At 56.2% G+C, this 14155-nt stretch carries 10 protein-coding genes; 2 read left to right on the top strand and 8 right to left on the bottom strand.

Annotated elements, in window-relative coordinates; all coding sequences use genetic code 11:
* Positions 1-9: 9 nt before the first annotated feature.
* The 3 genes from NXT09_RS15795 to bioH all read right to left on the bottom strand — a co-directional run bounded on the left by NXT09_RS15795 (position 10) and on the right by bioH (position 5912).
* Entirely contained in the window at positions 10-1755 is a 1746-nt protein-coding gene (locus tag NXT09_RS15795; RefSeq protein WP_268580283.1) for an alkaline phosphatase, read from the bottom strand.
* A gap of 94 nt (positions 1756-1849) precedes the next feature.
* Positions 1850-4972 (bottom strand): multidrug efflux RND transporter permease AcrD, encoded by a 3123-nt coding sequence (gene acrD / locus NXT09_RS15800; protein ID WP_268580285.1) that lies wholly within the window; start codon positions 4970-4972, stop codon positions 1850-1852.
* A gap of 172 nt (positions 4973-5144) precedes the next feature.
* The gene (gene bioH, locus NXT09_RS15805) at positions 5145-5912 is read right to left on the bottom strand and encodes a pimeloyl-ACP methyl ester esterase BioH (RefSeq protein WP_268580289.1); all 768 of its coding nucleotides are present in this window, start codon (positions 5910-5912) and stop codon (positions 5145-5147) included.
* Between the two features lie 100 nt (positions 5913-6012).
* Between bioH and gntX the strand changes: the two genes are divergently transcribed.
* A complete protein-coding gene (gene gntX / locus NXT09_RS15810; protein ID WP_268580291.1) occupies positions 6013-6714 on the top strand; it encodes a DNA utilization protein GntX in 702 nt (233 codons plus the stop codon).
* A gap of 60 nt (positions 6715-6774) precedes the next feature.
* On the top strand, positions 6775-7350 hold the full coding sequence (nfuA, locus tag NXT09_RS15815) for a Fe-S biogenesis protein NfuA (protein ID WP_010277845.1): 576 nt from the start codon (positions 6775-6777) through the stop codon (positions 7348-7350).
* Between the two features lie 67 nt (positions 7351-7417).
* On the opposite strand, the gene malQ is transcribed toward nfuA, so the two are convergent.
* The 5 genes from malQ to glpE form a co-directional block, all read right to left on the bottom strand.
* Positions 7418-9505: a 4-alpha-glucanotransferase gene (gene malQ / locus NXT09_RS15820; RefSeq protein WP_268580297.1), complete on the bottom strand. Its 2088-nt coding sequence runs from the start codon at positions 9503-9505 to the stop codon at positions 7418-7420.
* Between the two features lie 12 nt (positions 9506-9517).
* The gene (gene malP, locus NXT09_RS15825; RefSeq protein ID WP_268580299.1) at positions 9518-12040 is read right to left on the bottom strand and encodes a maltodextrin phosphorylase; all 2523 of its coding nucleotides are present in this window, start codon (positions 12038-12040) and stop codon (positions 9518-9520) included.
* 42 nt (positions 12041-12082) lie between these two features.
* Positions 12083-12841, bottom strand: a complete 759-nt coding sequence (locus NXT09_RS15830; RefSeq protein ID WP_010277854.1) for a DeoR/GlpR family transcriptional regulator — start codon at positions 12839-12841, stop codon at positions 12083-12085.
* Between the two features lie 24 nt (positions 12842-12865).
* The gene (glpG, locus tag NXT09_RS15835; RefSeq protein WP_205555273.1) at positions 12866-13699 is read right to left on the bottom strand and encodes a rhomboid family intramembrane serine protease GlpG; all 834 of its coding nucleotides are present in this window, start codon (positions 13697-13699) and stop codon (positions 12866-12868) included.
* Between the two features lie 68 nt (positions 13700-13767).
* Entirely contained in the window at positions 13768-14091 is a 324-nt protein-coding gene (glpE, locus tag NXT09_RS15840) for a thiosulfate sulfurtransferase GlpE (RefSeq protein ID WP_010277860.1), read from the bottom strand.
* Positions 14092-14155: the final 64 nt, after the last annotated feature.

Consider the following 14155-nt stretch of genomic DNA (forward strand, 5'->3'; position numbering starts at 1 on the left):
GTCGTAGGATTACTTTTTGTCCTGCGGTTTCACCGCCAGTGCATCAACAATCACCCGGAACAGATCGGTGTTTTCCATGTAACCACGGATACGCTCTGCACCTGGGCCGCTCGCCTGAATCACCATATCGTCAACGGCATGAACACCCGTATCGGAAGAGCGTGGCAGGATCCCTTCACGGAATACCGCACCCGGCACTTTCTCGTAGGCTTTGTTGGCAACGTATTGATCTTTTTCGTTCTTGATAGCAGGAACGAACTGGCCATCCAGCTTCGGACGGAACGTTTCGTAATAGTCTGGGTAGTTGTTGAAGAACACGGCCAAACGTTTGGAGACGTTCAGGTCATCCGGGTAGCCGTCTTTGTTGGCATCCTTATAGTTCGGATAGCCCGCATCTTCATACACGCCGACTTTCTCACGCATCTCGGTACCCGGTTTGCTGTCATCAATGGTACCGATGATAGACAGGCCGTGAGTATGGTCGCCCGTCACGATGATCATCGTGTCTGGGTTTTTCTCGGCAAATTTCTTGGCGATAGCGACAGACTGATCCAGCATGATGGTGTTAGTGAAGGCGCGTTCCCAATCCAGCGGGTGAGACGCTTTGTCGATCAGCGCGGATTCCACCATCAGGAAGAAGCCATCCTGGTTTTTGGACAGCACATCCAGCGCCGCCTGCGTCATGTCGGTCAGGTCAGGCTGGTTCGGGAATTTCTTGGCAACGTCATTTTTCAGGAAGCGACGATCCATCACGCCATCCATGTTGCCAGTGTGGAACAGCCCCAGCAGCTTGGTCGCCTGCGCAGCATTTTTCTTCAGTGAATCTGCATCGGTGACCAGTGAATAGCCCGCCTGCTGGAATTTCTCAACGTAGTTGGTTTCGTCTTTACGCTTAGAACCCGGCGTGCTTTTCGGCAGGAAGTAGGCAGAACCGCCGCCCAGCATGACTGTAGGCTGCACGTTGTAGAACATCTCAACGATTTCAGCTTTATCCGCACGACGACGCGTGTGGGAGACGACTGCCGCTGGCGTCGCGTCCTGAAGTTCAGCATCGCTGACAACGCCGACAGACATCTTGGTAGAACGGGTTAACAGCTCACCCAGCGTTTCCTGCTTCGGGTGATCCAGTGAACTTTTGCTACGGCTGACGTACACACCCAGCGCGTTCACACCGGATTTGTGACCGGTCATGTAGGCGCTCATGGTGTTGGCGCTATCCGCTGCGATAGAGTCGGTACTGGACGTACCGGCAAACGCCATGTATTGCAGATCATCAATCGCCAGACGACCGTCTGCTTTCCCTTCCGTCACCCCTTTAGACAGGATGCGCGCGCCAGTGCGGTGCGCAACGGACAGGCCATCGCCGATGAACAGAATCACGTTTTTGGCTTTACGCGTGCCAGCTGCGGAATAAACTTCCCAGTTCACCAGCGTCTTCTTGCCTTTGGCTTCCGCCTCTACCACATACTTGCCTGCTTCCGGCAAGTTCACGTCTCGCAGCCAGATCGTGGACGCGTTACCGCCGTCTTCACGCTCAACAAACGATGCCGTTTTGCCCAGCACCTGCTGGTAATCCTTACCGTTGATCAGAATGCGAATATCTTCCGGCTTAAGTACTTCATCAAACTCGACTTTAAAATCGAATTTTCCGCCTGCCAGCATAGTGGCGCGGTCAATGGGATAAATAGCCTGAGCCTGCACCATTCCCGGCAGAGCAGCAGAAATCAGTAAAGGCAGTAACCAGCGAGCTTTCATTGTTATGTCCTTGGTTGCGTCATTGAGCTGGACATAACGTAGTTACCTTTTTTTACAGTTTGATGAATTTCCCCATAAATTATTGCATCTGTATCTAATCCTGTTGCGGTACCTTTTCCTTCAGCGGAAAGCGGCGGCGCACGACGACAAAGAACAGCGGCACGAAGAAGATGGCAAGGAAGGTGGCAGCCAGCATACCGCCGATCACGCCCGTTCCCACCGCATGCTGGCTGGCCGAGCCCGCGCCGCTGCTGGTCGCCATCGGTAAGACGCCGAAAATAAACGCCAGCGACGTCATCAAGATCGGCCGCAGTCGCTGACGGGAAGCTTCCAGCGTGGCCTCAACCAAATCCTTCCCTTTCTGGTTCATCTCGTTGGCGAATTCCACTATCAGGATAGCGTTCTTCGCCGATAGCCCGACCACCGTCAGTAGCCCAACCTGAAAATAGACATCGTTTTCCAGACCGCGCGCCCAGGTTGCCACCAACGCCCCCAGCACGCCCATCGGCACCACCAGCATGACGGAGAACGGCACCGTCCAGCTTTCATACAGCGCAGCCAGACACAGGAACACCACCAGCAGCGAAATGGCATACAGCGCCGGAGCCTGCGCCCCGCTCAATCGCTCCTGCAACGACATGCCCGTCCACTGCAACCCAAAGCCTTCCGGCAGTTGCGCAACCAGTGACTCCATGACATTCATCGCCGTGCCGGTACTGACGCCCGGCGTCGCTTCACCGACAATCTCTAGCGAGGAATAACCGTTGTAACGCTCAAGGCGCGGCGATCCAGTTTCCCAGACGGTTTGCGCAAACGCGCTGAACGGCACCATGCCGCCGCTGTTGTTGCGCACATACCATTTGCTGACATCGTCCGGCAGCATGCGGAACTTCGCCGCCGCCTGAACGTAGACTTTCTTCACCCTACCGCGATCGAGGAAGTCATTCACATAGGTCGAGCCCCAGCCCGTTTTCAGCGTGCTGTTAATGTCATCTACCGACACACCCAGCGCCTGTGCCTTGCGCTGATCGATATGAATGCGCAACTGCGAGCTGTCATCCAGACCGTTGTGGCGCACGCGCGTCAGTTCGGGATTGCTGTCGGCCATGTTTAAGAGCTGATCCCGCGCCGCCATCAGCGCATCGTGCCCTACTCCACCGCGATCCTGTAACCGCATGGCGAAACCCGCAGCGCTACCCAGCCCGTTAATCGACGGCGGGCTGCTGGCAAACACGCGCGCTTCCTGAATATGACGAAAGGCTTTGGTCGCTCGTTCGATCACGGCAAACGAGCTGCTCTCCGGCGTGGTGCGTTCGCTCCAGTCTTTAAGCCGTACAAACAACCGCGCTACGTTCTGCCCGTTTCCACCCGGCCCCGAGCCAATGGTGGAAAACACGGACGTCACGGTGTCTTTTTCCTGCGTGAGATAGTACTGCTCGATCTTGTGGACCACCTGTAAGGTCTGCTGCTGCGTCGAGCCCGGCGGGAGCTGCACTTGTGTCGTGAATACACCACGATCTTCCTGCGGCAGAAACGAGGTCGGCAGCCGGAAAAACAGAAAGGCCATAATCCCGATGATGCCCATATACAACAGCAGCCAGCGCCCGCTGCTGATCAATATCTTGCCGACACCGCGCTCATACTTCAGCGACGTACGGGTAAAGCTCCGGTTAAACCAGCCGAAGAACCCTTTGCGGCCATGATGTTGGCCCTTGGCGAGCGGCTTGAGCAGCGTCGCACACAGCGCGGGGGTCAGCGTCATCGCCACCAGCACCGACAGGATCATTGAGGTCACAATCGTGATGGAGAACTGGCGGTAGATCGCGCCCGTGGTGCCACCAAAGAAGGCCATTGGCACAAACACGGCGGACAGCACCAGCGCGATTCCGACCAGCGCGCCCTGCACCTGACCCATCGATTTTCGCGTCGCATCCCGTGGCGAGAGCCCTTCCTCGCTCATCACCCGCTCTACGTTTTCCACCACCACAATGGCATCATCGACCAGCAGGCCAATCGCCAACACCATCGCGAACATCGTCAGCGTATTCAGGCTAAAGCCGAAGGCATACAGCACGGCAAACGTGCCGAGTAACACCACCGGCACCGCAATCGTAGGAATCAGCGTGGCGCGGAAATTCTGCAAGAACAGGTACATCACCAGAAAGACCAGCAGCACCGCTTCGAACAGGGTTTTCACCACATCGGTGATAGAGGCTTTAACAAAAGGGGAGGTTTCGAAGGCGATTTTGGCTTCCAGCCCGTGCGGGAAATACTGCGACAGCTCTTCGATACGTTCTCTGACGCGCTTATCGGTTTCCAGCTCATTCGCCCCAGAAGCCAGCGTCACCCCCAGACCGGAGGCGGACTGACCGTTGAAACGACTGAGAAAGTCGTAGCGTTCGGCACCCAGTTCAACTTCTGCGACATTGCCGAGCGTCACAGCAGAGCCATCCTGATTGACGCGCAGCGTGATATCGCGAAACTGCTGCGGCGTCTCTAACAGCGATTGTGCGTTGATCGTGGCGTTCAGCCCCTGATTATCCACCGACGGTACACCACCAACCTGCCCTACCGAGACCTGGCTGTTCTGCGATTCGATGGCCCGCACCACGTCGCTGGTGGTCAGCGCATAATCCATCAGTTTGGCCGGATCCAGCCAGATGCGCATCGCATACTGCGACCCATAGGCAGAAACCTCGCCCACCCCGCTGATACGGCTGATCGGTTCCTGAATATTCGTCGCGACATAATCAGCGATATCCTGCTTGTCCATGCTGCCATCGGTAGAAACAAACGCGACCATCAGAATATTGGTATCGCCCGTTTTGCTGACGGTTACGCCCTGCTGCTGGACTTCCTGTGGCAGCTTGCGGATAGCGGATTGAAGCTGGTTTTGCACCTGCTGACGGGCTTCATCGGGGTCGGTGCCTGCCTCGAAGGTCAGCATGACTCTGGCTTGCCCGGTATTGCTGCTGTCCGAGGACATGTACATCAGGTTATCCAGACCGGTCATGCTCTGTTCGATAACCTGGGTGACGGTATTTTCCAGCGTCTGCGCCGACGCGCCGGGGTAGCTCGCGGTGATCCGCACGCTGGGCGGAGCCAGATCGGGATACTGTTCCAGCGGCAATGACTTGATGGCCAACATACCGCACAGGCTGAGAAGGATAGCCAGCACCCACGCAAAAATGGGACGGTCGACAAAAAAGTTCGCCATCTCTCCAACACTCCTCAGCCATATTTTAACGTGGCTGCTTCACGAGCAGCCTATTTATATTCGAACAGAATTCAACCCAGAGAAACCCTGCGCACAGGGTGCCGAATTACCTTAACTGTCGACGTCGGCTAAATCGTGGAGAAATTGAGGAGAAAATGTAAATTATCGTCGGCTACGCCTGAGCGAACGCGATCACCTGCTCGGTAAAGGCATCGGGATGCGAGATAAACGGCGCATGCGCAGCCTTTGGAATGACGACCGAGGTTGAGTTCGGCCACTGATCATCCAGCAATCCGGCAACCTTGCGCGGCACCAGCCCGTCTAAGGCACCATAAAGCCGCAGGAATGGCACGGCCAGGTCGGCTAACGGCTGGCGTAAATCCGCTTCACGCAAAATCGCCAACCCGCCGTTTAATACTTCGACTGATGGCATCGGCTGTTCCAGCACCACGCTTTTTAACAGTCGGGCATCCTGCCGTGCGCTCTCCGTTCCCAGCGTTTGCAGCGCCAGAAACCGCTCGACCGTACGCTGGAAATCTTCGCTAAGCTGCTGTTGAAACCCCTGCAAGACGTCCGGTTTGATGCCTGGCCAGCCGTCCTGTGTGCTGAAACAGGGGGATGACGCCACGGTAATCAGCTTTTCCACCCGCGTAGGGGCGCTCAACGCAATCTGGCTGGCAACCAGTCCACCCAGCGACCACCCTAACCAGATGGCGCGTTTCGGTGCCTGCGCCAGTACGCAATCCGCCATATCGCTCAGCGACATCGGCCCAAACCCCTGACTTCTGCCATAGCCCGGCAGATCGACCAAGTGCAGACGAAAATGCGGGGCGAGTCGCGCAATAATGCTTTGCCATACCTGCGCATTCAATCCCCATCCGTGCAGCAACACAAGATCCGTATTTCCTGCGCCTTCAGTCTGCCAATACAACGCTGCCATCCGTTATCTTCCTTCCTCAGGAAACCCCTTCACGCTTGCATGGGGTCAATATATTTCAGGGAAAACCCGTATTTAGGGAAAACGATCGTTAAGGAAAACCATGTTAACCATCTCCGCACGCTGCTGGCTATGCTTATTGCCACTTCATCACAGCCAGCAGGGAATTTGTTCGTACTGCCAGCGCCATCTGCCGCGTTTGCCCCTCTGCTGCCCGCGCTGTGGCTTGCCCTCCGGCGATACAACACATCCGTGCGGACGCTGCCTGCAAAACCCGCCCCCCTGGCAATCGATGACTTTTATCAGCGACTACGTGCCGCCATTCAACACGCTGCTGAAGCATTTTAAGTTTCACGGTAAAACCGAGCTGGCAACGGTGCTCGCCCGACAGCTGTTGCTGCGCTGGCAGATGACCTACCGCGAGCGAAAGCTCACCGGACGGGTTCCCCTGTTCCGTCCTGACCGCCTGTTCACCGTTCCCCTGCACCGGAACCGCCAGTGGCGACGTGGCTTCAACCAGACCGAGCTGCTTGCCCGCCCTCTCGCCCGCTGGCTGAACTGTGCTTACGAGCCACGCGAATTGCAGCGCACCCGACGCACGCCGCTACAGCAGACGCTCAGCGCCAGCGCGCGACGGCGAAATCTGCGAGGCGCATTTTCCTGTGATGTCTCGCTGTCTGGGCAGCAGGTGGTTTTACTGGATGATGTGGTCACGACGGGCAGTACCGCCGCCGAAATCAGCAGGCTGCTGCTGGCTCAAGGTGCAGCGGGCGTTCAGGTCTGGTGTTTGTGCCGAACCTTGTAGTTGGGGGGAGGATGGGCGTATTATAACCGATAAGTGCAGTCAACTATCGAGCTTACTCTTATGATCCGTATTACCGATGCTGCTCAGGAGCATTTCCTGAAACTGTTGGCAAAACAGGAAGAAGGCACACAGATTCGCGTATTTGTTATCAATCCAGGTACGCCAAACGCCGAGTGTGGCGTGTCGTACTGCCCGCCGGATGCCGTAGAAGCCAGCGATACCGTACTGAAGTTTGAAAAGATTTCTGCTTACGTGGACGAACTCAGCGCACCTTATCTGGAAGACGCTGAAATCGACTTCGTGACCGACCAGTTAGGTTCTCAGCTGACGCTGAAAGCACCGAACGCCAAAATGCGTAAAGTGGACGACAACGCTCCGCTGATGGAACGCGTGGAGTATGTGCTGCAATCACAGATCAACCCACAGCTGGCGGGCCACGGCGGCCGCGTGACGCTGATGGAAATTACCGATGACGGTCTGGCGATTCTGCAATTTGGCGGCGGCTGTAACGGCTGTTCTATGGTTGACGTCACGCTGAAAGAAGGGATTGAGAAAGAGCTGCTGCAAACATTCCCTGAGCTGAAAGGCGTGAGAGACCTCACCGAACACCAGCGCGGCGAGCACTCCTACTATTAATCCTCTCCCCTGCTGATTGATCTTTGCTTTTCCTCCCCGACTCAGGGGAGGAAGAGTATTCATTCTGTTATTCAGCTTTCTGCACTTTCATCGGCGCGCCACGACGCAAATCCATATCCCTAACCAGTCGTTCAAGGCAGCGGTCAGTGAAGATCGACTCCAGCGGACGCGTGAGCTTGCGCCGCCAGTTGGGGTATTCACGATTGGTGCCCGGCACATTAACCGGTGTCGCCATGTCCAGCCAGTCTTCCAGTTGGAATCCCACCAGCGCGCTTGCGCTATCGGCGACATAGCGGTGAACGCCACGGCTTAGCGGTGCGCCCATCGTCGTCAGCGCCGAGTTGCGGCCAACCCGCTGCGGCAAGAGCCCGAATTCATGCAACGCGTTGAGCAACCCCTGTTTCGCTTTCTCACGCTGCTGCATTTGTTCTTGCAGTAGCGCCTCCGTCGGGTACAGCCCCAATTCCCGACCCAGCGATAGATCCACGGTTTGCCAGTAGCCGCGCAGCGTTGGCAGATCGTGCGTGGTGATAGTTGTCATCGCCTGACGCGGATAGTCTTGCGGCGCGCGGAAGTGGTTTTCTTCGTCCTTTTCAAAGAACAGCACCTTGTAAGAATAGATACCGTAGTCGTGCAGCTTGCTGACAATTTCCGGCGGCACCGTGCCTAAATCCTCACCGATAATCAGGCAGCGATGACGCTGGCTTTCCAGCGCCAGCACCGCCAGCAGATCGTCAACCGGATAATGCACGTAAGCCCCGTTGCCCGCCGACTCCGCCTTAGGTATCCACCACAGGCGCAAGAGCGCCATCACGTGATCGATACGCAGCGCACCACAGTGCGCCATGTTGCTGCGCAGGACGTCGATAAACGGTTGATAGCCACGAAGTTGCAGCATAGTAGGATTCACTGGCGCAAGCTGCCAGTCTTGTCCCTGCGGCCCGAGCGGATCCGGCGGTGCGCCGATAGAGGCATCAAGGCAATAGAGCTGCCGCTCGTCCCAGGTTTCCGCGCCGCCCTGTGCAACGCCAACGGCTAAATCGCGATACAGACCGAGCGGCAGACCAAGCTGTTTACTGTGCGCGTAGCACTCCGCAAGTTGCTCATGCGCTACCCATTGCAGCCAGCTGTAGAACGTAATCTCATCGCTGTTTTCACGGCGGAATGACTTCACGGTTTCGCTGTGCACATCATGGTAGCTGGCAGGCCATTGGTGCCAGTCCGCATAATTCTCACCCTGCTTTTTCAGGTAGGCCTGAAGCGCATCAAACGTCGCCTGAAGTTGCAGGCTCTGCCCGCCGCTCACGACAAACTGGCGAAAGGCGCTAATGCGTGGATCCAGCGCACTGCGCGTCGTAAAGTAGCGGAAAGCCAGCCGCAAGGCCGTCAGCTTAAGCGCCGTCACCGGTTCATAATCGACCCAGCGCCCTGCCCGCAGCGCAGAAACCGCGCTTTGCGTATCCTCACGGTGCCACCATGCTTGCGCTTCACTGCTCTGCTGGAAATCATCGATCCGATTCACATCGATATAAATAATGTTCAGCCAGTGCCGAGAGGAAGGACTATAAGGGCTTGCGGCTTCTGGCAGCGCGGGATACAGCGAATGCAGTGGGTTCAGTCCCACAAAGGCACCACCGCGTCGGGCGATTTGCTCAATCAGTTGGCGAAGATCGCCGAAATCCCCGACGCCCCAGTTGTTCTGCGAACGCAAGGTATAAAGCTGGACGGTCACGCCCCACCAGCGTTTTCCCTGTAGTAAGGATTCGGGTTCATAGCAGCGGTGCGGCGCGACAATAATCCTGCAGCTCCAGCGCTGATCGGCCTGCGTCAGCGTCAGATAGTGGTAACCCAGCGGCAGCACGCCCGGCAGAGCCAGCGTTGAGCCGCCTGTTATCTGTCCTTGAATTTGACCGCCGTTTTCATACATCAGCGTCCAGAGGAATTCACCGTGACCAGCAAGCTCGATGACCGCATCCCGGCCTTGCAAAAAGACCCGAACAGGCGGCAAAGGTGCATTATCGCTATCAGAAACGTCCATCATTGCCTGAATCTGGTCTCTGATTGCGGCCGCAACCATGTGCTCTTTGCCATACGCATCGGTATAGCTTTCCGCGATGCCTGTCTGCTGGCTTGCCAGTTTATCCACCTTGAACACCCTCTCCTTTTCCTAACGATGCGCCTGCCAAATGCGCGTCTGGTAATCATGAATCGCCCGGTCCGAACTGAACATCCCCATTCTGGCGGTATTCAGCACACAGCGGCGCGTCCATTCATCCGGCTCACGGTAAAGCGCATCAACACGCTGCTGCACCTCACAATACGGTGCAAAATCGGCCATTAACATATAGGGATCGCCCAGCTTCAGCAGGCTATCCAACAGCGGGGCAAACGCATTTTTATCCCCCTGACTGAACGCGCCGCTCGCTAGCTCGTTCAGCACTTCACGCAGCAGCGGCGTCACGGCAAGGTAGTCAGACGGCTCATAGCCCTGCGCCTGTAGCGCTTTTACCTGTTCAACGGTGTGACCGAAAATGAACAGATTGTCTTCACCGACCTGCTGCGCCATTTCCACATTCGCCCCGTCCAACGTGCCGACGGTCAACGCGCCGTTCAGCGCCAGCTTCATATTGCCCGTACCGGACGCTTCTTTACCTGCCGTTGAAATCTGTTCAGACACATCCGCGGCAGGAATCATCCGTTCGGCCAGCGAGACGCGATAGTCCGGCGGAAAGACGACCTTCAGGCGATCATTAACACGGCGATCCTGATTAATGACCGCGGCGACCCGGTTAATGGCGTAAATGATGTTTTTCGCTAATACATAGCCCGGCGCCGCTTTGGCACCGAACAAAAAGACGTGCGGCACTATATCCAGATGCGGATTGTCACGCAATTGACGATATAGCGCGAGGATATGCAGCAGATTCAAATGCTGGCGTTTGTACTCATGCAATCGCTTGATTTGCACATCAAACAGCGCCTGCGGATCGATAACAATGTCGTACTGCTGGCGCAGGTAGGTCGCCAGCTGCGTTTTATTATCGGCCTTGATTTGTCGATAACGCTCACGAAAGCCAGCATCGTCAGCATAGGGCTCCAGCCCTTGCAGCGCGGGCAGATCATTCACCCACGGCGTGTGCAGCGTGTCGTCGATCAGCGCGGACAACGCCGGATTACACTGCTTTAGCCAGCGGCGTGGCGTAATACCGTTGGTGACGTTATGGAATTTGGTCGGCCACAGCTGGTGATATTCCGGGAACAGATCTTTCACCACCAGTTCCGAATGCAGCGCCGCCACGCCGTTGACCGCAAAGCAGCTGACAACGCACAGGTTTGCCATGCGAATCTGGCGCTGGTGGCGAATCGCGAGCTTCGCCCATACCTGCCGATCGCCAGGCCATTGCTTTTCGACCTGCGCCTTAAACTGCGTATCAATTTGCCGAATGATAGACAGGTGGCGCGGAAGCAGGCGACCAAGCAGCCGTTCGTCCCAGCGCTCAAGCGCTTCCGGCATCAGCGTGTGGTTGGTATAGGCAAAGGTGCGTCCGGTTATCGACCAGGCTTCATCCCACGGTATCTGATGCTCATCCAGCAGCAGGCGCATCAGTTCGGGGATCGCCAGCGTCGGGTGAGTATCATTAAGCTGGATGACTTCATAATCAGGCAGCGTGGACAACGCACGCCCCGCGTTAAGATGGCGGCGCAGAATGTCGGCCACCGAACAGGCGCAGTGGAAATACTGCTGCATCAGGCGCAGGCGTTTGCCCGCTGCGTGATTGTCGTTCGGATACAGCACGCTGGTCAGGCTGGCGGCAGAAATCCCCGCCTGTGCCGCACGCAGATAGTGCCCTTCGTTGAATAACGTCAAATCAAACGGATCGCGATGCGTCGCACGCCACAAACGCAGCGGCTGCGCGGCACCGTTGTGATAGCCAATCACCGGCAGGTCACAGGCTTCACCTCTGAAAACGGTATCCGGCAGCCAGCGCAAGGTTCCGTCAGTTTGGGGTTGCAGACGCCCGCCAAACCCGACATCCACCGCCAGCTCCGCGCGCGGTAAAAACCACGGATAGGTATCGCGCTGCCAGTCATCAGCCGTTTCCTGCTGCTTTTCCTGCGCAAAATGCTGACGGAACAGGCCGTATTGGTAGTTGAGGCCGTAACCTGTTGCAGGCTGCCCCACCGTTGCCATCGAATCCAGAAAGCAGGACGCCAGCCGACCTAATCCGCCGTTGCCTAAACCAGGATCGGTTTCCTGTTCCAGAATATCGCTCAGGTTCAGCCCCTGCTCGGCGAGCACGGCGGCTACTGCGTCATACCAGCCCAGATTCAGCAGGTTGTTGCCCGTCAGACGACCGGGTAGAAACTCCATCGACAGGTAATTCACATGGCGCTGAGGCGTATTGGCAGCAGGAGACGTTGGCGAAGCGGAGTGCATCAGCAGTTGTTCAGACAGCGCAAGGCTAACGGCGCGCCAGCACTGCACTGGCGTCATCGCGTTCAGGGACGCGACGCCACCGAGCCGCTGTTGGCGGCGCAGCGCGGCGGTAAATTCTGATGCATCAAAGGCAATAGCGGGACGGGCGGAGGAAACGGGCTGCGTTAAAGCCTCTGGCTTTTTTGCAGCCGCTGAACGTTTTGACGATCCTGATACTTTTGCAGAACCCGACTTTCTTGAAGAATCTGACATCGTGCCTCCTCCTTTGTCCATCATGGAAAAGGCACATCGGGTTCAACACAACTCCAACTGTACCTTATGTTGTTCAATGATTTTCAGTACGCTGGGTGGTGGTGACTGATCGGTAAAAAGATAGTCTATCAAATCCATGTTACCCAAATTCACCATCGCATTACGACCAAATTTGGAATGGTCCGTCACCAGCATGACGCAGCGAGAATTTTCAATAATCGCCCGTTTTGTGCGCACTTCATGGTAATCAAACTCCAGTAATGACCCATCCATGTCAATACCACTGATGCCCAAAATGCCGAAATCAAGACGGAACTGAGAGATAAAATCCAGCGTCGCCTCACCCATGATACCGCCGTCACGGGTACGCACTTCGCCACCGGCCAAGATCAGGCGAAAATCCTCTTTTGCCGTCAACAGCGTTGCCACATTCAGGTTATTGGTGACGACGCGCAAATCCTTATGCTGCATCAGCGCATAAGCCACCGCTTCGGGCGTAGTACCGATATCGATAAACAGGGTCGCGCCGTCTGGAATTTGGCTCGCCACCCGACGAGCAATGCGCGCTTTTTCATCCGACCACATCATTTTACGGTCATGGTAGGCCGTGTTAACCGAGCTGGACGGCAATGCCGCGCCGCCGTGGTGGCGATGGATTTTATTCTGCTCGGCCAGATCGTTCAGATCGCGACGAATGGTCTGCGGGCTTACCGCAAAATGCTCCACTAGCTCTTCAGTACTGACATAGCCCTGCTGGCGCACCAGCTCAATAATGGCGTCATGCCGTTGTGTCTGCTTCACATTTATCCCCTAAGACGCCCCGATTTACCGAGGGTTTGTTTTATTATACGTGTCCCAAAAGGCCATCAATAGCCCAACAACCAGACCAGCCACATGCGCCGCATTCGCGATCGACATGCCTAAAATATCGAAATATCCGGCGACCAGCCACAGTAAAGCGAAGGCCATTAAACTGCGCGGCATGGATAAATAACCATCCGGCTCTCGTTCCCCTCGCAGCCAGACATAGCCCATCAGGGCATAAACCACGCCAGACAGGCCACCAAAATGGGTGCCGCTAAACCAGGACTGCGCCCAGCCGCTAACCAGTGCGGAAACCAGCGTGATGACCAGCAATTTTCCGGTTCCCAGCACTTTCTCAACCGGGCCGCCCAGATACCACCACCACATGAGATTGAATAAAATGTGCAGCAGGGAAAAGTGCAACAAAACATGACTGAACCAGCGCCACACCTCTATCTGTTGCCCTTCCGCCGGGAACGCCAGCCACACCATCACGCTCTCATAGCCCGAGATTTGCATCAGGATGAACACCGCGATCGTCACGACCATCAGGGATAGCGTCAGCGGGCCTGCCTTTTGCTTCAGCGTTTGCAGGTAAGAGTAGCGTTGGTATTGAATGCCGGTATCCATCGATCCCGTTTGCCAACTGGCCGCCAGATAGCGCGGGTTTGTCGGGTCGCGCAGAAAAACCTCTAGTTCTCCCTGAACCTTGCTCAGTTGGGCTTCATCTTCCAGCCACAGTTCAGCTTCATGCCCCTGAGGCCGCATTTCCAGATGGACCTGCTGTGTACGCATGTAGTCAACAAATGCCTGAGCCAGACGCGGGTTGGAGAGAGCAATAACGCGAATCATCATAGCGGGAAGCGCCAGTGAGTAGGTTGAGTTAGAAACATGATAATAAAGGTTCTTTAATCGTCATGCGATCAGGCTTGCGCCTGCGTGTCTTGCGGGTAGCGGTTTTGCCAGGCCTCAAAGCCACCATCGATACTGTACACCGAATCAAATCCCAGGCTAATCAGGTACTGTGCGGCATTGCGGCTGCTAATGCCGTGGTAGCAAATCACCATGACCGGTGCTTCGAGGTCAGCGCCGCGCACGAAGTCAGACAGCGTCTCGTTCGTCAGGTGCGTCGCGCCGGGAACATGGGCTGCGGCAAAGCTCTGTGGATCGCGAATATCAACAACAACGCCCCCTTCCTGCCAGCGGGAATGGGCTTGATCAATACTGATAGCTTCAAATTGTTCCATCGAAAGTGACAACCTTGTTAATAATGGACAGGATGTTAGTAACCACTGACGTCATGGCAACCCG

Origin of the sequence: Pectobacterium jejuense (assembly GCF_026800125.1) — a bacterium.
GTDB lineage: Bacteria > Pseudomonadota > Gammaproteobacteria > Enterobacterales > Enterobacteriaceae > Pectobacterium > Pectobacterium jejuense.